This window comes from Paenibacillus nuruki (assembly GCF_963311185.1).
Lineage (GTDB): Bacteria > Bacillota > Bacilli > Paenibacillales > Paenibacillaceae > Saccharibacillus > Saccharibacillus nuruki.
On record NZ_OY725677.1, the window covers coordinates 2,266,050 to 2,290,211 of the forward strand.

Annotated in this window: 19 protein-coding genes; all 19 read right to left on the minus strand. The window is 40.6% G+C overall.

Going from position 1 to position 24,162, the window contains the following annotated elements; genetic code table 11:
* Positions 1–18 precede the first annotated feature (18 nt).
* The gene (locus tag RCP16_RS09815; RefSeq protein ID WP_069327330.1) at positions 19–1,065 is read right to left on the minus strand and encodes an aspartate-semialdehyde dehydrogenase; all 1,047 of its coding nucleotides are present in this window, start codon (positions 1,063–1,065) and stop codon (positions 19–21) included.
* A 204-nt stretch (positions 1,066–1,269) separates the two neighbouring features.
* Positions 1,270–1,725: a dUTP diphosphatase gene (gene dut / locus RCP16_RS09820; RefSeq protein WP_069327331.1), complete on the minus strand. Its 456-nt coding sequence runs from the start codon at positions 1,723–1,725 to the stop codon at positions 1,270–1,272.
* On the minus strand, positions 1,709–2,962 hold the full coding sequence (locus tag RCP16_RS09825) for a M16 family metallopeptidase (protein WP_308642318.1): 1,254 nt from the start codon (positions 2,960–2,962) through the stop codon (positions 1,709–1,711). Before RCP16_RS09825 ends, dut begins: the two co-directional genes overlap by 17 nt.
* 220 nt (positions 2,963–3,182) lie before the next feature.
* Entirely contained in the window at positions 3,183–5,291 is a 2,109-nt protein-coding gene (gene pnp, locus RCP16_RS09830; RefSeq protein WP_069327333.1) for a polyribonucleotide nucleotidyltransferase, read from the minus strand.
* Between the two features lie 223 nt (positions 5,292–5,514).
* Positions 5,515–5,784, minus strand: coding sequence for a 30S ribosomal protein S15 (rpsO, locus tag RCP16_RS09835; protein ID WP_069327334.1), 270 nt, complete (start codon positions 5,782–5,784; stop codon positions 5,515–5,517).
* A 157-nt stretch (positions 5,785–5,941) separates the two neighbouring features.
* Complete coding sequence (locus RCP16_RS09840) at positions 5,942–6,898, minus strand: bifunctional riboflavin kinase/FAD synthetase (RefSeq protein WP_069327335.1); 957 nt, start codon at positions 6,896–6,898, stop codon at positions 5,942–5,944.
* 33 nt (positions 6,899–6,931) lie between these two features.
* Positions 6,932–7,870 (minus strand): tRNA pseudouridine(55) synthase TruB, encoded by a 939-nt coding sequence (gene truB / locus RCP16_RS09845; RefSeq protein ID WP_069327336.1) that lies wholly within the window; start codon positions 7,868–7,870, stop codon positions 6,932–6,934.
* Positions 7,867–8,844: a DHH family phosphoesterase gene (locus RCP16_RS09850; protein ID WP_273593736.1), complete on the minus strand. Its 978-nt coding sequence runs from the start codon at positions 8,842–8,844 to the stop codon at positions 7,867–7,869. The genes truB and RCP16_RS09850 overlap by 4 nt, the downstream gene beginning before the upstream one ends.
* A gap of 57 nt (positions 8,845–8,901) precedes the next feature.
* Positions 8,902–9,258 carry a 30S ribosome-binding factor RbfA gene (rbfA, locus tag RCP16_RS09855; protein ID WP_069327338.1) on the minus strand — a complete coding sequence of 119 codons (357 nt, stop codon included), beginning with the start codon at positions 9,256–9,258 and terminating at the stop codon, positions 8,902–8,904.
* Positions 9,259–9,275: 17 nt separating this feature from the next.
* Entirely contained in the window at positions 9,276–11,795 is a 2,520-nt protein-coding gene (infB, locus tag RCP16_RS09860; RefSeq protein WP_308642319.1) for a translation initiation factor IF-2, read from the minus strand.
* A complete protein-coding gene (locus RCP16_RS09865; protein WP_069327340.1) occupies positions 11,770–12,111 on the minus strand; it encodes a L7Ae/L30e/S12e/Gadd45 family ribosomal protein in 342 nt (113 codons plus the stop codon). The genes infB and RCP16_RS09865 overlap by 26 nt, the downstream gene beginning before the upstream one ends.
* Positions 12,104–12,412 carry an RNase P modulator RnpM gene (rnpM, locus tag RCP16_RS09870; protein WP_069327454.1) on the minus strand — a complete coding sequence of 103 codons (309 nt, stop codon included), beginning with the start codon at positions 12,410–12,412 and terminating at the stop codon, positions 12,104–12,106. Before rnpM ends, RCP16_RS09865 begins: the two co-directional genes overlap by 8 nt.
* A gap of 119 nt (positions 12,413–12,531) precedes the next feature.
* Entirely contained in the window at positions 12,532–13,629 is a 1,098-nt protein-coding gene (gene nusA / locus RCP16_RS09875; protein WP_069327341.1) for a transcription termination factor NusA, read from the minus strand.
* Positions 13,630–13,663: 34 nt separating this feature from the next.
* Positions 13,664–14,125, minus strand: a complete 462-nt coding sequence (rimP, locus tag RCP16_RS09880; RefSeq protein ID WP_069327342.1) for a ribosome maturation factor RimP — start codon at positions 14,123–14,125, stop codon at positions 13,664–13,666.
* A gap of 308 nt (positions 14,126–14,433) precedes the next feature.
* Positions 14,434–18,753 carry a PolC-type DNA polymerase III gene (locus tag RCP16_RS09885; protein WP_137222735.1) on the minus strand — a complete coding sequence of 1,440 codons (4,320 nt, stop codon included), beginning with the start codon at positions 18,751–18,753 and terminating at the stop codon, positions 14,434–14,436.
* 206 nt (positions 18,754–18,959) lie between these two features.
* Positions 18,960–20,417, minus strand: a complete 1,458-nt coding sequence (proS, locus tag RCP16_RS09890) for a proline--tRNA ligase (RefSeq protein WP_273593734.1) — start codon at positions 20,415–20,417, stop codon at positions 18,960–18,962.
* Positions 20,418–20,691: 274 nt separating this feature from the next.
* Positions 20,692–21,963, minus strand: a complete 1,272-nt coding sequence (gene rseP, locus RCP16_RS09895; RefSeq protein WP_069327345.1) for an RIP metalloprotease RseP — start codon at positions 21,961–21,963, stop codon at positions 20,692–20,694.
* A gap of 194 nt (positions 21,964–22,157) precedes the next feature.
* Positions 22,158–23,306: a 1-deoxy-D-xylulose-5-phosphate reductoisomerase gene (locus tag RCP16_RS09900; protein WP_308642320.1), complete on the minus strand. Its 1,149-nt coding sequence runs from the start codon at positions 23,304–23,306 to the stop codon at positions 22,158–22,160.
* Positions 23,307–23,354: 48 nt separating this feature from the next.
* Positions 23,355–24,155, minus strand: a complete 801-nt coding sequence (locus RCP16_RS09905; protein ID WP_137222729.1) for a phosphatidate cytidylyltransferase — start codon at positions 24,153–24,155, stop codon at positions 23,355–23,357.
* Positions 24,156–24,162 lie beyond the last annotated feature (7 nt).

Consider the following 24,162-nt stretch of genomic DNA (forward strand, 5'->3'; position numbering starts at 1 on the left):
AATAACTATGCGCCTCCGTTAGCTAATTGCTGGTGTTTTTGCTGCAATAATCTCGGCAATTTGCACGGCGTTCCAAGCTGCACCTTTAAGCAAGTTGTCAGATACAATCCACATATTCAAACCACGTTCATGACCTAGATCACGACGTAAACGTCCTACAAACACATCATTTTTGCCAGCTGCTTCTGTAGCTAGTGGATACGCTTGATTCGCTGGATCATCAACTAAAGTAATACCTGGCGCATGTTGCAACAATGTTTTCACTTCATCTAGATCATAATCTTGTTTTAATTCTACATATACAGATTCCGAGTGACCATAGACAACAGGCACACGTACACAAGTTGTCGTTACATGGATCGACTCATCTTCCATAATTTTTTTCGTTTCATTTACCATTTTCATTTCTTCCAATGTATATCCGTTGTCCTGAAATTTATCGATTTGAGGGATCACGTTAAAAGCAATTTGGTGTTTGACCGGTAATGAGCCTACAGGCAAAATATCCGGAGTCACTTCTTCACCTTCAAGTACAGATTTGCTTTGACGCTTCAATTCATCAATCGCCTGATTCCCTGCTCCAGATACCGCTTGATACGTCGAAGCGATAATACGATCGATACCATAACGATCATAAAGTGGTTTCAGTGCTGCAACCATCTGGATTGTAGAGCAGTTAGGGTTGGCAATAATACCGTTATGATCTGCTATACGGTCACTATTGACCTCAGGAACCACGAGAGGGGTATTAGGGTCCATACGGAAAGCATTTGTATTATCAATGCATACAGCGCCATGTCTGACGGCGTGAGGAGCGAGTGCCTTACTGATATCTCCTCCTGCGCTAAATAAAGCGATATGTACACCGTCAAAACTATCCGGTGTCGCTTCTTCTACTGTAACTTCCTGACCTTTAAAGAGCACCTTTTTACCGGCAGAACGCGCAGAAGACAATAACTTCAATGTTTTTACCGGAAAATCTCGTTCCTCAAGCAATCTTACGATTTGTTGACCCACTGCTCCTGTCGCTCCTACGACAGCTACATTAAACGATTGATTAGACATCTGGCATATCTCTCCCCTTCGATTTCAAAAAGTTCATTTACATCTGAATGTAAACGTAAACGGCAGTCGCAAAGACTACCGTCAACTTTTAGCCAGCTTTCACTGGATTATAATTTCAGTGTTCTGCAATAATTGTAGAAATAATATCATTCCCTGTTACATCTTTCAACTGTTTTCGCAAAAACATTTTAATCATGTAAAGCTTTACTTCGTTCCTGTGTGTCCAAAACCACCAGCACCGCGTACTGTTTCTGATAATTGTTGTACTTCAATCAAATTCACTTCAGGTACAATCTGGAATACCATTTGGGCTATACGTTCACCACGATCAATCGCAAAAGCTTCTTCACCCAAATTGATCAACAACACTTTGATCTCTCCACGATAATCTGCGTCAATCGTACCCGGTGTATTGAGGCATGTAATTCCATGCTTATACGCAAGTCCACTACGTGGGCGAATCTGTGCTTCAAGTCCAGCAGGCATCGCTAATGCTAGTCCTGTTGGTACCAATGCTCTTTTGCCTGGTTCTAATACCATCGGTTCTGTTACCGCAGCATACAGATCGAATCCAGAAGCCAGTTCAGACATTTTGCGGGGTAATTCTAATCCTTCACTGCCGGGTAAAGCCATAATTTCAACATTAATAGACAAGTTCATCTCTCCTAACATGAGCAAGACTTCGTTCAGAATGACCTACCATTGCCAGCGCATAAGGCTCTGCAAACATATCATCAATCACCGAGCGAATATCTTCCATCGTCACTTCTTCAATATATTGTAATGTCTGATCGACTGTATTGTGTTTGCCAAGCATAATTTCATTTTTGCCCAGACGATTCATAATACTGCTTGTACTTTCAAGACTCAATACAAGACTGCCTTTCAGTTGTTGTTTCCCTTGATATAACTCTTGTTCAGTAATGCCATTGACTTTGACATCATGTAACAGAGCATGTGTCAATTCAAAAACGTCTTTGGTCTGCTTCGGTGCTGTTCCTGCATAGATCGTAAATAATCCACTATCTGCATGAGCTGTATAATAAGAATAGACCGAATACGCCAATCCTCTTTTTTCACGAATCTCTTGGAAAAGACGTGAACTCATGCCTCCGCCCAGTGTATTGTTCAGAAGCACCATAGCGTAATACCGTGGATCATCTATTTTACCACCAGGGAAGTTCATACAGATATGATTTTGTTCTGTTTTTTTCTTATGAAAAATCTGCCCGCCTGCAAAAGCAGGTATGGTTAAGTCTTGCTTGGTTCCATGATTATCAAAAGCACCGAAATGTTTCTCCAACAAAGGAATCACACTGTTGTCTATATTACCAGCGACACTGATCACTGTATTTTCGATTGTATAGTGTTCTTTCATATAGGCTCTAAGCTCTTCACTACCCATAGGATGAAGACGTTCTTCGGTTCCCAAAATAGGATAAGCTAATGGGTGATCCCCATACGAAGACATCGTGACTAGATCGTGTACCAGATCATCTGGATCATCTTCATACATTGAAATTTCTTCAAGAATAACATTTTTTTCTTTTTTCAATTCTTCCGGATCAAGCAATGAGTTGAAAAACATATCCGATAAAATATCGACAGCGATGGATAAATGCTCATCTAATACCTTAGCGTAAAAACATGTATATTCTTTGGCAGTAAAAGCATTCACATCGCCACCGATACCATCAAATACTTCAGCAATTTTTTGCGCATCAAAGCGCTCTGTTCCTTTAAATAACATATGCTCGATAAAATGTGAAATTCCATTGGTCACTAAATTTTCATAACGTGAACCTGTTTTGATCCAGATCCCAATCGTGACAGAACGGAAGGTCGGCATTTTTTCCATAACTATTCGTAGACCATTGTGTAGTTGAACTCGTTCCATGCGAGGGCCTCCCATTCGATAAATGCATACCTATCCTACCAGACTTTTAAAAACGGCTCAAGACTCCGCTATATGTGCAGAGCTTGTAGATCTATCTTTAACGTACTCATTTTAGTATTTAAAATAAAATCCTACAAAAAAAGAGTCAGAATAAAATCTTCTGGCTCTTTGAATTGTTTACTTTATCTCAACATTGCTAAATAAATAGCAAAACATGAACTTAAGATTGTGTTTTAGCCGTTCCTTCAGCAACAAGTACTGCTTTGCGAGAAAGATTTACACGACCTTGATTATCAATTTCTGTTACTTTAACTGTAATTGAATCACCGATAGCAATAACATCTTCTACGTTAGCTACACGCTCTGTAGAGAGTTGAGAAATGTGTACCAGTCCATCTTTACCTGGAATAATTTCTACAAATGCACCGAATTTCTCAATACGTTTTACTTTACCTAAATACGTTTCGCCAACTTTCACTTCACGCACTAAGTTTTCGATCATCGTTTGAGCTTGTTTGATCATCGCTTCATCCGAAGAACCGATAAATACGCGACCATCTTGCTCGATATCAATTTTTACGCCAGTCTCATCAATAATTTTGTTGATGATTTTACCACCCGGTCCGATTACATCGCGGATTTTGTCTGGATTGATATTGATAATCATAATTTTCGGAGCATATGCAGAAAGGCTTGTTCTTGGCGTTTGAATGATTTCCATCATTTTGCTAAGAATAAACAAACGTCCTTCACGTGCTTGTGACAATGCATCCGATAAAATTTGACGGCTGATTCCATCAATTTTGATATCCATTTGAATAGCTGTTACACCTTCAGCCGTACCTGCTACTTTAAAGTCCATATCTCCTAAATGATCTTCCATACCTTGGATATCACTTAGAATCGATACATGCTCTTGATCTTTAATAAGACCCATTGCAATACCGGCTACAGGAGCTTTAATTGGTACACCCGCATCCATCATCGCAAGCGTACTTGCACAGATACTTGCTTGTGAAGTTGAACCATTAGATTCCAATACTTCAGATACTAGACGAATCGTATATGGGAATTCTTTTTCAGAAGGAATAACTTTCATCAATGCACGTTCGCCTAGAGCACCGTGACCGATTTCACGACGACCTGGTGGACGAAGTGGACGAGCTTCACCTACGCTAAATGGAGGGAAGTTGTAATGATGCATAAAGCGTTTAGAAGATTCTGGTGCGATACCATCCAAGATTTGTCCGTCTCCAAGTGCACCCAATGTACAAATGCTCAATGCTTGAGTTTGTCCACGAGTAAACAATCCAGATCCGTGAGTTCTTGGTAGTAAGTTCACATCACATTCAATCGCACGAATTTCAGCTAAACCACGACCATCTGGACGTACTTTTTCATGAGTAATCAGACGACGTACTTCTTCTTTTACGATATCATGCAATATTTCTTTAACATCCTTCATGAGGTCAGGAGTCTCTATGTACTTCTCCTCAAAAAAGGCTACAGCTTCATCATTAACTACATCAATAGCATCTTGACGAGCTTGTTTCTCAGCTACACGTACAGCATCAACCAAACGAGCTTGAGCGTACTCACGTACTGCTGCATTCACATCACTGTCCACCGTATGAAGTTTAACTTCCATTTTAGGTTTACCAGCTTTGCTTACAAGTTCTTCAATCGCTGCTACGATATGTTGAATTTCGTCATGACCAAACATGATCGCTTCTAACATAACGTCTTCAGGCATTTCGTTCGCTTCTGCTTCAACCATCATGATCGCTTCTCTTGTTCCTGCAACCACAAGATAAAGATCACTTACTTCTTGTTGAGCTACTGTTGGGTTCACAATAAACTGACCGTCGATACGTCCAACTGCTACGCTACCTACAGGACCGTTAAAAGGAACATCAGAAATGCTCAATGCTGCTGAAGTACCGATCATTGCTGCAATTTGAGGCTCACAATCTTGCTCCACGCTCATAACAAGGTTCGCAATCTGAATATCATTACGGAAACCTTCAGGGAATAACGGACGAATAGGACGGTCTGTCAAACGGCTTGCCAAGATTGCTTTCTCGCTTGGACGACCTTCACGTTTGATAAATCCGCCTGGAATTTTACCTACTGCATATAATTTTTCTTCGTAGTTTACGGTAAGTGGGAAAAAGTCTAAGTCTTTAGGACCTGATGATGCCGTTACTGTACATAGAACTGCTGTATCACCGTAACGTACCATAACTGCTGCATTTGCTTGTTTAGCTAAACGACCTGTTTCAAATGTCAGCGTTCTTCCTCCGAGCTGCATTTCAACTCGCTGTTCCATGAAATTCCTCCTTTTTTAAGTCCATTATTTGTATTCTATAAAAAGGTGATGATTCCCTGCTTCAAGGAAATCTCACCGCTAGACTTTATGCTTATATGATCACTAATAAGTATAAAAATTGCAAAAATACCTCTACTTACAAAAAGCAACCCGGCCGTCACCGTCGGCTCCGAAAAGACCATACGGCTGAACAACCAGGCTGCTTTGGACATACTTTTTAATTTTAGCGACGAAGACCTAATTTTTCGATCAATGCACTATAACGTTTAACGTCAGTCTTTTTGATGTAAGCCAAAAGCTTACGACGTTGACCAACCATTTTCAACAATCCACGACGGGAATGATGATCCTTCTTGTGAGCACGAAAATGCGTTTGCAGATTCAAAATGTTCTCAGTAAGGATAGCGACTTGCACCTCAACAGATCCTGTATCGGATTCGTGAGTTCTGTGCTCTTCGATCAATTGGTGCTTGCGTTCTTGTGTTAATGCCATCCTATTCACCTCCTAATAGTGTAATTCATAATAACCGTTAGCCTCGTTATCGACGGTGAGATCGTATAACCAAGCCAAGGTTTTGAAGACTGTCATTTATTAGAATGACAACGTTGATTAGTATAGCATAAGTCGATATTAAATATCAACGGTATTCTTATGATTCATAATCAAGATTCGATAATAATAAACGTGCACCGTCTGCATCTTTACGAATTTGAGTAACTAACTCTTCAATTCCGCTGAACTTCTGCTCGGGACGAATATAATCTATTAATTCCACAGCTAGATGCTGTCCATAGAGATCGCCTTGAAAATCAAGAATATGAGCTTCGAAACTAGGTCGTGTCTCTCCTGTTTGGAACGTAGGCTTGTATCCGATATTCATAACACCAGCACGCCAAGCCCCTTCAGCAAGTACACGAACTGCATATACTCCAGAAGACGGCACTACATAATTTCCATCCAGTTCTAGATTAGCGGTCGGGAATCCAATCGTACGTCCACGCTTATCACCATCGACCACTTTACCACGAATCTGGTAAGGACGACCTAATAGCTTATACGCATGAGCGACATTGCCTTCTCGCAAAGCACCACGAATAGCCGAACTGCTTACTTTGTTTCCTTCTAATAAAAAAGCAGGAACTGTTTCTACAGACAATACATTTTCACCCAATGTACGTAGTAGATCTGGATTCCCTTCGCCTTTGTATCCAAAATGGAAATCAAAGCCGACCACTACTGTATGAACTTGTAATGGGCATAACATTTGTTCATAAAATTGCTGTGGTGTGACCTGTGAAAAAGCATGATTGAATTCAGCGATATATAATGTATCTACACCCATCGCACGCAACAATTCTTCCTTCATTGCAAGCGGTGTAAGATAACCTTCATAATCGCCTTTTCCCATCACTTCTTTGGGATGAGGATTGAAAGTCATCACAGAAGCAGGAACACCCAGTCGTCTAGCTAGACGAATACCGTGATCAATCACACTTGCATGTCCAAGATGAAGCCCATCAAACTGTCCAATCACAAGTACTTGTGGTTTGGAAGCATGTTTAACTACATCTTCAGGCCATGGATAAGATAAATGTACTGTATTCATTACGATATCACCTGCAATTCCACAATGGATTCGTTACGGTAAAAATACTTTAACAGGTACAATTTCTTGTGCGGGTTGTTCCAAACGGAAAATACCGATAAAAATCCCATCTGGTGCATACAATTTAAATACAGGTGACTCTATTGTCATATCAGCTAGAAGTTGTGATTCATCGTGTGGCTGAATCGCATCGATGCTGATACGTTTACCCTGTAGTGTATGCTTATATACCGAAGCATCTACTATATAAGAAGGTAGATTAGACATAGCTTGATCTGGCTTGATCAAATGTTGTTCTAATACGCCTTGCTCTACAGCTTCTGCAATTTGTTCAAATGTTACACATTGATCGAGTGAAATACCCGCTGATTGTGTGCGAACCAATTCAACCATCACCGAAGGTACATGCAGAGCACGTCCAATGTCTACACAAAGCGTACGAATATAAGTTCCTTTTGAACATAATGCTCGGAAAGAAACTTCAGGATGATCCCCTGCTTTGAAATCAATGATTTCCAATTCATAGATCGTTACTTCTCGTGCTTTGCGTTCAATCGTTTTGCCTTCTCGTGCTAATTCATACAGACGTTTACCATCTACTTTAATCGCAGAGTACATCGGGGGTACTTGAGAGATCGTTCCAATCATTTGCCCCAGTACATGACGTACTTGTTCTTCTGATACCTCTACTGTATCGATCTGCTCTGTAATCGTACCGGTCATATCTTCGGTATCTGTAGCTAATCCTAATCGAAGTGTAGCTACGTATTCTTTGGGCATTTCTTGCAAATATTCAACAATTCGTGTTGAACGTCCCAGACATAATGGTAATACACCTGTTACGGCTGGATCAAGTGTACCGGTATGTCCTATTCTTTTCATGCTTACAAGACGCCGAACTTTGGCAACCACATCGTGAGAAGTGAAGCCCGCCGGTTTATGTACCGCAAGCACTCCATCAAATTCATTCATAATGACTCCTTCACCTGCTGGATCACTTGTGCTGTAACTTCTTCCAGAGTCCCTTCCAAACGGCAACCTGCAGCTTTAATATGACCTCCACCGCCAAAATGTTGAGCAACGGCTGCCACATTGACTTTACCTGCAGAACGGAGACTTGCTTTAACAGCAGTATCATTAATTACCTTAAAAAAGATGCCCACTTCGACGCCTTGAATATTACGAGGATAGTTAACAATACCTTCTAAGTCTTCATTATCGGCTCCAGCTATAATCATATGTTCAGGTGTAACATGGACATGAGCAATTTTGCCATCTTCACACATTTGCAATGTCGATAATGCCATCCCTAATACTTTCACTTGTGGTAAAGTCACTTCTTCTAGCAATGTTTCTGCTAAATCCGGTCCATTTACACCAAGATCCAATAATCGTGAAGCAATCTCCATTACTTTAGGAGAAGTACTGGAGTAACGGAATCCGCCTGTGTCTGTTAACAGACCCGTATAGATAGCTTCAGCCGCTTCTTTGGTCCATTTCACATCAAAACATTCAATCCAGTCATATAAAATTTCAGCAGTTGCAGCTGCATCTGCTTTGATCAGATTAACTTCGCCATAATTATCATTGGTCGGGTGATGATCAATATTTAAAATAGAAGCTGTATCACTCATCCAATGGCTAACTAAACCTACACGTTTAAAATCTGCACAATCTACACAAATAATATGTTGATATTGACGTTCACTACCATCCTCTTGTTGATCAATAATCTGATCAGATAAGGTTAGATAGTGCATTCTTTTGGGAATCGGTCCTTCATTCACCAGTGTGAATTTTTTGCCTAGACAAGACAGAAGCCAGCCCACTACTACAGTGGAACTGACTGCGTCTCCGTCCGGCTGAACATGCGAAACCACTAGAAAATCATCGTGCTCCTCAATAAATGCTTTCGCATTCAGAAGCCCTTGTTCATAGGTCTGCATCGCCGTCTCCTTTAAAGATCAAGCTATATGGCTTGATCCTTGTAAAAGTGATTAAAATTACTCGTTCGTTTCGTCTTTTTTGATCTCACCCAAAAGCTCTTCGATTCGACTACCATAAGCAATCGATTCGTCGATTTTGAAAATCAACTCTGGAGTGTGACGCAAACGGATACGTTTGCCCAATTCAGAACGAAGGAACCCTGTTGCTTTTTCGATACCTTTTACAGAATTCGCTTTTTGCTCTTCATCACCCATCACACTAAGGTATACCTCAGCTTGTGATAGGTCATTAGTGACATCTACACCTGTTACCGTTACAAAACCGATACGTGGGTCTTTCATTTCACTTTGAATAAGCAAGCTTAATTCTTTTTTGATTTGTTCTCCGACTCTACCTGTTCGGATTTTAGCCATGTTTTTTCACCTCGCACTTAGCGCTCTACGGTTTCCATTATGAATGCTTCGATAATGTCGCCTTCTTTGAGGTCATTGTAGCCATCTAATGTAATACCACATTCATACCCTTGAGCCACTTCTTTAGCATCGTCTTTGAAACGTTTAAGTGAATCTAATTTACCTTCAAAGATAACAATACCATCGCGGATCAGACGGCTTTCAGCAGCGCGGACCATTTTACCGGAAGTAACCATACATCCTGCAATAGCTCCAACTTTACTGATTTTGAATACGCTACGTACTTCAGCGTGACCAACAACAACTTCTTTATATTCTGGATCCAGCATGCCTTTCATAGCTTGCTCGATTTCTTCAATAGCATTATAGATAACACGATGTAGACGGATATCTACTTTTTCTTGTTCAGCGGTTTGCGTTGCTTGACTATCTGGACGAACGTTAAAACCAATAACGATCGCATTAGAAGCAGCAGCAAGGATAATATCAGAATCGTTAATCGCACCTACACCACGGTGGATAATTTTGACGCGAACGCCTTCGACTTCGATTTTTTCCAATGAACCTTTAAGAGCTTCAACCGAACCTTGAACGTCACCTTTGATAATTACGTTAAGGTCTTTGATTTCACCATCTTTGATATGTTGGAAAAGATCATCCAATGTTACACGAGTGTTAGCACCCAATTCAGACTGACGGTGTGTAATCGCACGTTTGTCAGCGATTGAACGAGCTTTACGCTCATCTTCAAACACCATGAACGGATCTCCCGCTAAAGGAACTTCAGTCAGACCTGTAATTTCTACTGGTGTAGAAGGGCCTGCTTCTTTAAGACGGCGACCTTTATCATTTACCATGGCACGGATACGTCCGAAGCAGTTACCTGCAACAAATGCGTCTCCGATTTTGAGTGTACCGTTTTGTACAAGAATACGTACAACTGGACCGCGACCTTTATCTAGCTCTGCCTCGATAACCGCACCACGAGCACGTTTGTCAGGGTTTGCTTTATAGTCGTTCACTTCAGCAACCAACAAGATCATTTCAAGCAAGTCTTCAATACCTTCGCGTTGTTTTGCAGATACATTAACAAAGATTGTATCTCCGCCCCACTCTTCCGGCACCAATTCATACTCTGTTAACTCTTGTTTTACTTTATCAGGGTTCGCACCTGGTTTATCAATTTTGTTTACAGCAACAATAATAGGAAGACCCGCTGCTTTCGCATGGTTAATCGCTTCTACTGTTTGTGGCATAACGCCATCATCTGCTGCAACTACGATAATTGTAATGTCTGTAACTTGTGCACCACGAGCACGCATAGCTGTAAACGCTTCGTGACCCGGTGTATCCAAGAAAGTAATTTTCTTTTTGTTGATTTCAACTTGATATGCACCGATATGCTGAGTGATACCACCAGCTTCGCCGCCAGTTACGTTCGTAGAACGGATAGCATCAAGCAATGTTGTTTTACCATGATCGACGTGACCCATGATCGTTACAACTGGAGGACGTGCGCTCAAATCAGCTTCATCATCGACTTCTTCAACGGTTTCAAAACGATCATCTTCAACTGCGATTTTGATTTCAACTTCTACACCATAGTCGCTAGCAAGCAACTGAATCGTATCCAAATCAAGCTCTTGGTTAATCGTAGCCATTACGCCACTTGTGATCAACTTTTTGATAACTTCTGAAGCATCTTTATGAAGCAATTTAGCTGTTTCACCAACAGTCATTTCACCGCGAACGATGATTTTCTTAGGTGTATTATCAATTTTCTCACGAGGAGGTTGGTTGCTATATTGATTTTTACCGCGACCTTTACCACCACGTCCACTGTTACGGTTACTATTGTTGTTGCTACCATAACGGTTACCGCCGCCGGAGCGATTGCCTCCGCCTTGACCGCCACCAGTACTGTTATTGCGTTTAGGACCAGCATTACTACTTCCAGTACCGCCACTAGCATTGCGGTTACCATTGCTACTTGTACTGCTGTTACCTGTAGGACCAGCGCTTCTTACTTGACCTGAAGGCTGACGGTTCTGAGAACTGGATTGAGATGGCGGACGAGAAGCACTGCTTGGTTGGCGACTGCTTTGTCCTGATGTTGAAGATGTTCTAGAACTGCTGTTGTTACTTCCCGTACTTGGACGGTTACTTGATTGACTAGACGACGAGTTACTACGGTTACTGCTAGAGGAACCGTTTTGGGGTTTGTTATTCCCACTATTTGAGTTGTTCTGCGTTTTCGTATCCATACCTACCTGCTTTTCCTGTTGAATTTTTTCACGAGTACGATCCGCACTCGCGTTTTGGGTTGTTGAATTGACATGCTTATCCGCAGCATTTGATTTGATATCTTTGAAAAACTTTTCCACTTTGGATACAGCATCATTTTCCATAACACTCATATGATTATTGACCGGTACATCCAGTCTTTTCAAGATCGTAATGATTTCCTTACTACTCATATTGAGAGATTTCGCATATTCATAAACTCTCAGTTTATCCTTCTGCTCCTGTGTGCTCAATATATTCCACCTCCGAGGAATTCCCCATTCGTTTGCGGAATAACTCTGCGAAACCCTTGTCTGTCAGAGCCAACACGACTCGTCCATCTCTACCAATACTTGAGCCGAGCTGATCACGGTCATACCCGATAAGAAGCGGAATACTGTAACTTCCGCATTTATCACGGAATTTTTTCTGTGTATTATCTGAAGCATCTCCAGCTAATACGACAAGGGTGGCTTCTTGAGAACGAATCGCTTTGAGAACCAATTCGTCTCCAGATAACACTTTGCCGGCTCGCATCGCAAGCCCGAGTAGGGATAGTTCGTTATTCATTAGCGCCTCTTTCCTGTACTGTGCAAAAATCGTTCTCTACACTGCTAAATTCATGGGCAAGCTGCTCATATATTTCCGCACTAACAGGCGCTTTGAGTGCACGATCAAACGCACGACTCTTTTGTGCCAAACGAAAACAGGCCATGTTGCCACAAATATACGCACCACGTCCCGATTTTTTACCGGTCAAATCCATTTCCACCTGATCGTCTGGCGTACGTACAATACGCACTAGACTTTTCTTAGGCATCATTTGCTGGCAAGCTACACATTTGCGCAGCGGTACTTTCTTGGTTTTTATCATCATCTCATGTCCCCCTTCGAACTCCCCATATTGTTATCATAACATCAACATCCAAAGCGGCACCTGTCCCCTGCCATTTTGAGGGAAAGTCCTATCAGGCATACAAATGAAAATGTTTAGTCAACCGATATCGAATCTTGGTGCATTTCTTCGCTAGCTTCTTTTGGACGACCATATTCTTCTTCTGCTTGTGTCTCGCTCTTAATATCAATTTTCCATCCTGTTAATTTGGCAGCAAGACGAGCATTTTGCCCTTTGATACCAATCGCCAGAGATAGTTGATAATCAGGAACGATTACGCGTGCCATTTTCTCATCTTCAAATACTTGAACTTCCAGTACTTTGGATGGGCTAAGAGCATTAGCAACATACTCTTCAACACTATCAGAATAACGAACAATGTCGATTTTTTCACCGCGAAGTTCACCAACGATCATCTGTACACGTATACCACGAGGACCTACACATGAACCAACTGGATCTACTTCTTCGTTGCGTGAGAAGACAGCAATTTTAGAACGGAAGCCTGCTTCACGTGCTACAGAACGAATCTCAACCACACCATCGAAAATCTCAGGTACTTCAAGTTCGAACAAACGTTTAAGCAATCCTGGATGTGTGCGTGACAAAATGATCTGAGGACCTTTAGTTGTATTTTCCACTTTAGTGATATAAGCCTTGATACGTTCATTCATTGTGAATTTCTCGTTAGGCATTAATTCAGTTAGAGGAAGTACAGCTTCGATCTTACCAAGATCCACATAAATATTACGTGCATCTTGACGTTGAACGATACCTGTTACGATATCTTCTTCTTTGTCGATAAAAGCATTGTAAATCAAACCACGTTCTGCTTCACGAATACGTTGAGTTACGACTTGCTTCGCTGTTTGTGCAGCAATACGTCCAAAGTCACGCGGAGTCACTTCGATCTCAGCAACATCCTCCAACTGAAAGTTCGGGTTGATGTCGTGCGCAGATACTATAGAAATCTCTGTACGTGCATCCAAGACTTCTTCCACTACATTTTTACGTGCAAATACTTTGATAACTCCTGTATTGCGGTTCATATCAACACGTACATTTTGTGCTGCATTAAAATTACGCTTGTAACTGGAAATTAGGGCAGCCTCGATCGCTTCGAACACGATGTCTTTGCTGATTCCTCGTTCTCTTTCCAATTCGTTCATTGCTTCAATAAACTCCATACTCATGTGCTTCAAGTTCCCCCTTTCAAAAAACTACCGTTTAAAAAATGATTGCCAGTCTTGCGCTGGCTACTTTTTCATATGGAATAGTGTGAGTTTTTTTGCCCGCTTCGATCAGTAATTCTTCATTATCAAATGAAAGCAATCGTCCCTCAAATTCCTTCTGTCCATCCAAAGCTGCATACGTTGTTACAAAAACATCTTTGCCAACTGCTTTTGCAACATCTTCACTCTTCTTAAGTGGACGTTCTGCACCTGGAGAAGATACTTCTAGAAAATAAGCTCCCGTAATCGGATCATTGCCATCCAATTGTTCACTCATATATTCGCTGATCCGACTGCAATCTTCGATATCAATACCGCCGTCCTTATCCACGAACACTCGCAAAAACCAGTTACTGCCTTCTTTTACATATTCCACATCGACCAACTCGAAGCCATGCTCACTCAAAAATGGCTGTACCATTTCTTCTACGGTCGTTTTAATCTTCGGTGTGCTCAAACAATTCAACCCTCCATCACCTTAAAATCCTATATACAAAACATGTTGTTGAACCAATTCATTATTGCCGCTTTTTGTAGAAAATCGAACCAATTTACTTCTCTCGGTTCGATCTTCTGCGTCATTATTTCCTGTAAATGTATTCAACAACCGTATACCAAAGAGTAAAGAGTGGGTTTCCCCACTCTTCACAAAACGGTTTTATCTTCCTTATCACCTTAAAATTATATCATAATTCCAAAGGAGTGACAAGTAAATAACCTTGACTACAAGGTGTTAATGCTTGGTACATGACGCATCGTCTTGATTTAAAATAGAGACAGCTGATTGCTTTCTGGCAAGCCACGGAAACAACCCATTTGCGTCATCAATTCCACGATCGTTTTAGTCGCTTTGGATTTCTGTTGGAAATCTTCAATCGACAGATATTCCCCGTGTTGACGAGAAGCCGCAATATTACGTGCTGCATTATCACCAATCCCCGGTACAGCTGAAAATGGAGGAATCAAGCTATCTCCATCCACTGTAAATGTAGTCGCTTCAGAGCGATACAGATCCACCGGTTGGAATTTGAATCCACGTGCTGTCATTTCAAGTGCCATTTCTAACATAGGAATCATATTTTTTTCTTTGGTTGGAGCTTGGAATCCCATTTGTTCAATCTCGACAATTTTACGATAGATCGCTTCATATCCCTGACAACATAGATCAGGATCAAAGTCTTCGATCCGCACTGTAAAATAAGTCGCATAGTATTGAATTGGATAATATAGTTTGAAGTAAGCCGTCCGCACTGCTGAAATAACATAAGCAGCAGCATGGGCTTTCGGGAACATGTACTGGATTTTGAGGCAGGAATCAATATACCACTGCGGTACTTTGCATTTCTTCATCTCATCAATCCACTCTTGGGACAACCCTTTCCCTTTACGTACACTTTCAGTAATTTTAAAAGCAAGACTGGCATCCATACCTGCTTTGTAAATTAAGAACAACATAATATCATCACGACAACCGATTACTGTTTTGATATTACAGGTATTATTTTTGATCAAATCTTGTGCATTTCCTAACCATACCCCTGTTCCATGAGATAGACCTGATATCTGCAACAAATCGGCAAAGGAAGAAGGTAGCGATTCAATTAACATCTGGCGTACAAATTTAGTACCCATCTCAGGTACACCATAAGTAGCAACAGGGCTACGTAATTGCTCTGCTGTAATCCCTAATGCTTCTGTCGAGTTAAACATACTCATGACTTTGGGATCATTCATCGGAATCTTCGTCGGATCTACACCTGTCAAATCCTGCAACATCCGCATCATGGTCGGATCATCATGTCCTAGTATATCTAGCTTGAGCAAGTTGGCTTCAAAAGCATGATAATCAAAGTGTGTCGTTTTCCACTCTGCATTCACATCATCTGCCGGGAACTGAACAGGTGTAATATCTTCTACATCCATATAATCCGGTACAACAACGATACCGCCGGGATGCTGTCCTGTACTCCGTTTGACGCCTGTACATCCTGAAGCTAGGCGGCTAAGTTCAGCATTACGCCATTTCTTCTGATGCAATTCTTCATATTTTTTAGCAAAACCAAATGCTGTTTTTTCCGCTACTGTACCAATGGTACCCGCACGGAATACATTTTTTTCGCCAAACAATTCTTTGGTGTAATTATGAGCTTTCGGTTGATAATCCCCTGAGAAGTTCAAATCGATATCGGGAACTTTATCCCCTTTAAATCCTAAAAACGTTTCAAACGGAATATCTTGACCTTCCCCTTTAAGCTTACCATTACAATCAGGGCAGTCTTTGTCGGGTAAATCGAATCCACTCGGGATACTACCATCTAAAAACCATTCACTATGTCTACATTCTGGGTTGGTACAGATATAGTGAGCAGGTAATGGATTTACTTCAGAGATACCTAGAAACGTAGCTACAACAGAAGAACCTACAGAACCCCGTGAACCTACCAAATAACCATCTTGGTTAGATTTTTTAACTAATTTCTCGGAAATCAAATAGTTGGCAGAAAATCCGAACTTGATAATCGGTTCTAATTCTTTTTCAAGACGTTTTACAACAACATCTGGTAACTCTTCGCCATAGATCGACTTCGCTGTATCATAACAAGTATTTCGAATTTCTTCGTCTGCGCCTTCCAAAATAGGTGTAAACAATTTTTCAGGGAACAGCTCAAACGATTCAAAACGTTCTGCTAATGCTTGTGTATTGGTAACAACGACTTCTTTGGCTTTGCTTTCACCCATAAAGCTGAATTCTTCAATCATTTCATTCGTTGTGCGTAAATGAGCATCCGGTTTACGCTGATCTTTAAGCGGACTAAAACCGGTAATCCCGTTAATCGTAATATCACGGAACAATTTCTGTCTCGGTTCCAAATAATGAACATTTCCTGTTGCGACTACCGGTTTGTCTAATTTAGCTCCGATATCATAAATTTTGTTTACAGCGATCTCTAACTCACGTGGACTAGCTACTAATCCTTTGTCCACCAGATGCATGTACATCGTTAGCGGCTGAATTTCTAATACATCATAGAATTGAGCAATTTCCTCGGCTTCTTCTACTGATTTATTAAGAACGGCTTCGAAAAACTCCCCTTTTTCACAACCAGAGAGAACTAACAATCCTTCTCTATATTCAGTCAATACCGATTTAGGTATACGAGCTACCCGTTTGAAGTATTGAGTATGTGATAAAGTAATTAATTTAAATAGATTCTTTTTGCCAATCTCATTCAATGCATAAATACCACAATGAAAAGGACGTACATTGGATAAATCTTGCCCTACAAATTCATTCAAACGATCCAAACGAGTTAAGCGACGTTCTTTATCCGCATCACTCAACAGTCCAAACAAAATACCTCCAAGTGCTAGTGTATCGTCAATCGCACGGTGATGGCTTTCCAAAGAGACTTTATATTTCGAAGCTAATGTATTTAGACGGTGATTTTTCAATGTTGGATACAGTAAACGTGCTAATTCAAGAGTATCTAACACCGGATTTTCCATTTCTGGTAAATCGTGATTTTTCAGTGTAGCTTGAATAAAGCCGATATCAAAACGTGCGTTATGCGCGACTAGAATACCATCACCAGCAAATTCTACAAACTCACGAATCACTTGATCAATTTCTGGTGCTCCACGAACCATTTCATCCGTAATATTAGTCAACTGCTGAATATTGTAAGGAATTCGTTCATGCGGATCGACAAAAGTCGCATAGCGATCTAACTCTTTGCCATCTACCATTTTGATCGCTGCAATTTCAATAATTTTGTTCTGTGTAACCGATAGACCGGTTGTTTCTATATCAAAAACGATATACGTAGCTGTTTTCAAATCAATCGGTTGAGGATTGAGTACAATCGCTACGGCATCATTCACTACATTCGCTTCAAGTCCGTACATCATTTTGATACCATGCTTTTTAGCAGCTTTGTAGGCTTCAGGATAACATTGAACTCCACCATGATCGGTAACTGCAATCGCAGAATGTCCCCATGCAGCGGCTGTTTTGACATATTGATCAATCGGGGTAATACCATCCATTGAACTCATTGTTGTATGCAAATGAAATTCAACCCGTTTTTCGTCAGCATCATCTTTGCGTCCAGCAGGAGCTTTAACTTCGCTTAGATCCGATGGAATCATGACAAGTTCTGGAATAGTCATAAAGCGATCGTATTCTACTCTACCACGAGCTTTTACCCATTTTCCATTGGCTAGTAGATTCATGATTTTGAGATCTTCTTTATTTTTAGCAAACATTTTCATTTGCAAGGAATCACTAAAGTCTGTTAAGAAATACGTAAATAATGTACTACCATTACGAAGCTCTTTGCTTTCTAAGCCAAAAATAGTTCCCTGAATCGTAATTTTCTTTTCTTCATCTTGAATATCTTGAAGTGGTGTAGGTTGTTCTTTGATCTCATAACCAACTTGTAAGCGTACAGGCTCTCCATCTGCATCGGTATCTTCTTCGAACTCGGATTCCATACTGGTCATCAATTTCTCGATTTCTTCCAGTTCTTCTTTACGACGCTGTACATGGAATTCTTCTACAGCTTCAGTCGTATTTTCACCCACTTGAAGCTTGATCCGTAACGTAAGGTTAAAATAATCTTGATAAAAGCGTACGATAGCTTGATCAATTTGTTTCTTTTTGGCAAGTTCTAGTGACATATTATCACTCATCGTCACTGTAACTGTATGATCGTCTACCATATATTTAGCACGTGTCATCCATCCATTAACAGAAGGGATTTCACGTTGTACCCATTCCAAAAACATATTCCAGTATTCTTCTACAATCTGTACCACATCGACCGCTTCATCGTATTGAAAGAGAAAGCGAATTTTGGCGATATGCCCCATCTTCTCTTGAATATGCAAGCAAAATGCACGATAGGTTGGTGCTGCTACTAATGTTTCTTTCGCAATCACGATTTTCCATTCTTTATTGCTACGACTAATCTCTACTCGATCGATCATACCATCTGCAAAATGAGGCTCCATTAATCCAGCAGGTACTTGTGCCTGGTTCATTAACAGTTCGAACCGTGTTCTTTTCTCTCCACTAACACTCATAAGATCCCCCTTTCCAAAAAGCAACAAGCCTCCACTAAAGTTGGTATCAGACTGCCGTCTACTCCACTCTGTTGGAAGCTTGCCTGCTTCAATAGCTTTACATCGTTAGCTATATGTTCATTTCAGCCCTATACCAACAGCAGCTAGAAATTGAATTATACATTTACCCGATCTAGATAGATGACAGTCTAGATCTATAAGATATCTTAATAAGCACGAGCGAATACAACAGTATGTTTCGCAGGTTCACCTGTAACAAGACATTTTTCTTTTTGTACATCTAATTGGAAAGGAATATTACGGATCGTTGCTCCTGTTTCTTCTTTTACTTTCGCTTCGGATTCGATCGTACCATCCCAGCCTGCGATAAAGAAGCCACGTTTTTCTTCCATAATAGCTTTCATTTCATCCAATGTATCGACTTGGTGCATGTTTTCTTCACGGAAAGCAAGCGCACGATCGTACATTTCTTGTTGTACTTGATCTAACATATTTTGAACTTCAGTTACAATATTTTCAAGAGCCACTTGCTTTTTCTCGCCTGTGATACGAGAAACCAATACACATACTCCATTTTCCATATCACGAGGTCCAATTTCCAAACGAACTGGAATACCACGCATTTCATATTCGTTGAATTTCCAACCTGGACGTACATCGGCACGATCATCAATACCTACACGCACTCCGGCTTTTTTCAATTCAGCAAATAATTCATCTGCACGCCCTACAACCATATCACGTGTTTTAGGAGGTCCAATTGGAATAATCATGACTTGTTTTGGAGCCACTTTAGGAGGTAAAGCCAATCCACGATCATCACCATGTACCATGATAAGCGCACCGATTAGACGTGTACTTACACCCCAAGAAGTGGTATGTGCATACTCTTGTGTATTATCACGACTTAAGTATTGAATTTCAAAAGCTTCTGCAAAGTTAGTACCCATAAAGTGAGAAGTACCTGCTTGTACAGCACGTCCATCTTTCATCATTGCTTCGATGGAATACGTATCACGTGCGCCTGCAAATTTCTCAGAAGGACTCTTCTGCCCTGTAATTACAGGAATCGCTAAGAAACTTTCTACAAAATCACGATACACTTCAAGCATACGCATTGTTTCTTCGCGTGCTTCTGTTTCTGTTTCGTGAGCAGTATGACCTTCTTGCCACAAGAATTCACTTGTACGTAAGAAAGGCAATGTACGTTTTTCCCAACGAACAACGTTAGCCCACTGGTTAATCAATACTGGAAGATCACGATAAGATTGAATCCATTTAGAATACATATGTCCGAACATGGTTTCTGATGTAGGACGAATAGCCAAACGTTCTTCTAGCTTATCTCCACCTGCTTCAGTTACCCAAGGTAATTCAGGATTAAATCCTTCGATATGTTCTTTTTCTTTTTCAAAAAAGCTTTCTGGAATAAATAATGGGAAATACGCATTACGATGACCGGTTTCTTTAAAACGACGGTCTAAATCGTGCTGAATATGCTCCCAAATTTCATATCCATCCGGGCGGAAAACGATACAACCGCGTACAGGTGAATAGTCCATTAATTCAGCTTTTTTGATCACGTCGATATACCAACGTGAGAAGTCTTCGCTTTGTGGTGTAATTTCAGTTACGAATTGTTTGTCCTGCTTATCATTCGACATAAAAATGGATATCCTCCTGTAAGTAACCAAATATTTAGCGAGCAGATCTGAATAATATCAGAATCGATATCTGTTATTATTAGTCGCTCATTTTACCTTATTGTATCATGATTGTGAGTGCTTGTTGAATGATTTCAGACAAAGAAGCAAAAGAGTGATGATCTGCAACATCCTTCAACTTTACGCTGAGGCGTACATGTTGCATTTCCACCCTTCTGCTTCCGTGGTCTTTCTTTGAGTATATCATGTCTGTCTATACGCTACAGCACAGATATTAACCTTTAATTAAACGTACAATATCATTATAGGTTACAGCGATCATCAGCAAGAATAACATACCGAATCCGATTAAATGAACCAGACCTTCTTTGCTTGGTTCAAGTGGCTTACGACGTATCCATTCCACCAACAAGAAAATCAAACGACTTCCATCTAATGCTGGAATAGGCAATAGATTGAATATTCCCAAGTTGGTACTAATTAGTGCTGTCCAAAGAATCATACTATCAAGTCCCTGTCTTGCCACTTCAGTCGTAACTTGAATCGTACCTACAGGTCCTGCTAGATCATCTAAATGGAACTGTCCAAAAATTAACATTTTTAAACTTGTTAAAATCGTTGTACTCATATCGATAAAGCGTTCGCCTGCATAACTAAATGTTTCACCAAAAGAAGCTGAACGAGTTTGAGGTTCTACAGCGACCCCTACTTTACCTACATTTTTTTCGTTTGCTTTAGGAGTAATAGTAACCGTCTGTTCTTGACCACCACGTTCAATCGTCCATTCCATAGGTTTACCAGCCGAAGATTCAATCAAACTAATCATTTTGACAGAATCTCCTGCAATTTCGGTTCCGTTAACTTTCTCCACTAGATCGCCTTTTAGCAACCCACTAGATTGAGCTGGAGAATCCGAAGTGACCTGACCCAAAATAACCCCTGTTGGATTTTCAACAGGTACACCTGTCATACGTACCAAGATCAGACAAAGAATAAAAGCAAGAATAAAGTTCATTGCAGGTCCTGCAAAAATAGACAATGCACGTTGACCTACAGTTGCACTATTAAACTGACGATTGCGCGGTGCAATCTGAATATCTTGCCCTTTGATCGACATCATTGCTTTGGGATCTACATTAAATGTTTGAATATCACCATCAACATCTAATACAATTTTGAGATCATCAATAATATCAATTGATTGTACTTCGCCACGAATAACATTCTTACGATTATCTAATTGATCTACAAAAATCGTTTTAACGACTTCATTGGCTGTACGAATAGCGATCGTCTGTCCGGGCTGAATCTCAACCAGTTCAGGATCTTCACCAGCCATACGGGCATAACCACCAAAAGGCAGTAAACGCAATGTAAATACAGTCTCATCTTTTTTATATGAAAACAGTTTTGGGCCGAAGCCAATAGCAAATTCACGTACTAATACTCCTGCACGCTTGGCAAAATAATAATGCCCCCACTCATGCACTGTAACAATAATAAAAAACATGAGTACCGTCATAACTACTACTTGAAGTGTCTCCAAATCGCCAAATCCTCCTTTTTCGCTTGCGACCGAAGGTCTGCACTTTTAGATTATCACTTTTGTACGGTCTGATACAAGCAGAGCATGGCGAACATCAAGAAATAAATTCCATTTCTGTTGATAATCCCGGTTATAGGCATAATCGTCATGATACAAAACCATTATCACATTATCTATACAACATACCATTCCTTTTACAATACTGAAAATGCACTGGCTCTTGCTCTAGTCTGTGCGTCGGTAGCATAGATGACTTCTAGCTCTGGATTGGCAATCACTTCATGCTGTTGTAGAGCATCCGCAATAATATCTTCGATCAATAAGAATGGAATTTCTCCATTTAAAAATCGAGCTACTGCAATTTCATTCGCTGCATTAAATACTGTCGGTGCTGTTCCGCCCAAACGTCCTGCTTCAAAAGCCATACTTAGACAAGGAAAACGATTGTAATCCATTTCACGGAAATTAAGCTGCCCGATCTGAGCTAACGACAGACGCGAAGAAGGAGCTTGCTGACGATCAGGATACGTTAATGCATATTGAATCGGTACACGCATATCTGGATTACCCAATTGTGCAATAATACTGGTATCTACAAATTCTACAAATGAATGAATAATACTTTCAGGATGCAACAGTACTGAAATCTGATCATAAGGCATATCAAATAGCCAGTGTGCTTCAATCACTTCAAGTCCTTTATTCGCCATCGTTGCAGAATCAATCGTAATTTTGGAACCCATAGACCAGTTAGGATGCTTCAGTGCATCAGCTACAGTCACATGCTTCAATTGCTCTCGTGTACGATCACGAAATGAACCTCCCGAAGCAGTCAACGTTAATTGATGTACACGTTCACGGGGTTCTCCATTTAGACATTGAAATAATGCTGAATGTTCGCTATCAATCGGCAACAATTGAACGCCTTTTTGTCTAGCACGAGCTGTAACTAGATGACCTGCTGTTACCAATGTTTCTTTATTCGCTAATCCTATCGTTTTGCCTGCATCAATCGCTGCAAGTGTAGATGGAAGCCCCATACTACCCATAACTGCTGTAACAACGGTATCTGCATCTGTTCCTGCTGCAATTTCAATCAATCCTTGCTCCCCATAGAATACTTCGATATGAGAAGGTAGTTGTTGCTTGATCTGCTCTGCTGATTGTTTAGAACCTACAGAAACTTTAGATGGCTTAAACTCCAATACTTGCTGAATCAACAATTCTATATTATTACCTGCTGCTAGTCCTTCAACTTCAAAAGCTTCAGGATGCGTACGAACAACATCTAATGTTTGAGTACCGATTGAACCTGTAGAGCCAAGAATCGCTAATTTTTTCATTGTGCACCCCGTTAGATTACAATAGGTTATCATTTAAATCCGTATCATTTAGAAAGGTAAAAGCAACGCAATGTGAACCAGTGGAAATACCATTAACCAGCTATCACAACGATCTAAAATACCACCATGACCTGGTAACAATTTTCCAGAATCTTTGATTCCATAGATGCGCTTGTATGCCGATTGAATCAAATCACCCATCTGTCCTACGACTGCCGCTGCTATACCTATTAATATCGCATTGGTCATTGGAAGAAGTTCTGGTGATATCAGTGAGAAGATAACAGCTACAATAATAGCAAATACGACTCCACCAATCGCACCTTCAACCGTTTTATTGGGACTGATCGAAGGCCATAGCTTATTTTTGCCTAGCATTTTGCCTGTAAAATAAGCTCCAATATCACTAGCCCAAATCGAAGCTAGCAACATAAACGTCCAAAATAATCCATGTCCGTCTGGTGTCTGACGTGTATCTGCAATATATGCAAACCCTGTACCTATATAAACGGCTCCGATGAACAATAATGCCATTTGTTTAATATCCACTTTATTTTTGGAAATAACAGTAATGGACAATAATAACAGCATCACAATCCACATACTGTGATCAACAGACAACGGCGGTTCAAGATTCATTAATGTCCATGGTAAAAGCATATATAGCACACTAATATAACCAATCACTGCCGGTGCTCCGAACGGAGCCGACTTTGTCATGATTACAAATTCATAATATCCAATAAGAGCCATCACCACGAGCAGCCCATGATAAGCATAGCCACCGAGCAGGCAAAGCCCTAAGTAGAGTATTCCGGCTACAATGCCAGTGATTATCCGCTCTTTCACAATCCAT

What these genes read in the sequence shown, in the direction of transcription:
- rbfA (WP_069327338.1), bottom strand. Translation starts at nt 9,258, where the DNA reads ATGGCTAAAATCCGAACAGGTAGAGTCGGAGAACAAATCAAAAAAGAA.
- pnp (WP_069327333.1), bottom strand. Translation starts at nt 5,291, where the DNA reads ATGGAACAGCGAGTTGAAATGCAGCTCGGAGGAAGAACGCTGACATTT.
- RCP16_RS09865 (WP_069327340.1), bottom strand. Translation starts at nt 12,111, where the DNA reads ATGAATAACGAACTATCCCTACTCGGGCTTGCGATGCGAGCCGGCAAA.
- RCP16_RS09825 (WP_308642318.1), bottom strand. Translation starts at nt 2,962, where the DNA reads ATGGAACGAGTTCAACTACACAATGGTCTACGAATAGTTATGGAAAAA.
- proS (WP_273593734.1), bottom strand. Translation starts at nt 20,417, where the DNA reads ATGTCGAATGATAAGCAGGACAAACAATTCGTAACTGAAATTACACCA.
- RCP16_RS09850 (WP_273593736.1), bottom strand. Translation starts at nt 8,844, where the DNA reads ATGCAGACCTATGAACAAGGGCTTCTGAATGCGAAAGCATTTATTGAG.
- nusA (WP_069327341.1), bottom strand. Translation starts at nt 13,629, where the DNA reads ATGAGTATGGAGTTTATTGAAGCAATGAACGAATTGGAAAGAGAACGA.
- RCP16_RS09885 (WP_137222735.1), bottom strand. Translation starts at nt 18,753, where the DNA reads ATGAGTGTTAGTGGAGAGAAAAGAACACGGTTCGAACTGTTAATGAAC.
- RCP16_RS09840 (WP_069327335.1), bottom strand. Translation starts at nt 6,898, where the DNA reads ATGAATACAGTACATTTATCTTATCCATGGCCTGAAGATGTAGTTAAA.
- rpsO (WP_069327334.1), bottom strand. Translation starts at nt 5,784, where the DNA reads ATGGCATTAACACAAGAACGCAAGCACCAATTGATCGAAGAGCACAGA.
- RCP16_RS09900 (WP_308642320.1), bottom strand. Translation starts at nt 23,306, where the DNA reads ATGAAAAAATTAGCGATTCTTGGCTCTACAGGTTCAATCGGTACTCAA.
- RCP16_RS09815 (WP_069327330.1), bottom strand. Translation starts at nt 1,065, where the DNA reads ATGTCTAATCAATCGTTTAATGTAGCTGTCGTAGGAGCGACAGGAGCA.
- truB (WP_069327336.1), bottom strand. Translation starts at nt 7,870, where the DNA reads ATGAATGAATTTGATGGAGTGCTTGCGGTACATAAACCGGCGGGCTTC.
- dut (WP_069327331.1), bottom strand. Translation starts at nt 1,725, where the DNA reads ATGAACTTGTCTATTAATGTTGAAATTATGGCTTTACCCGGCAGTGAA.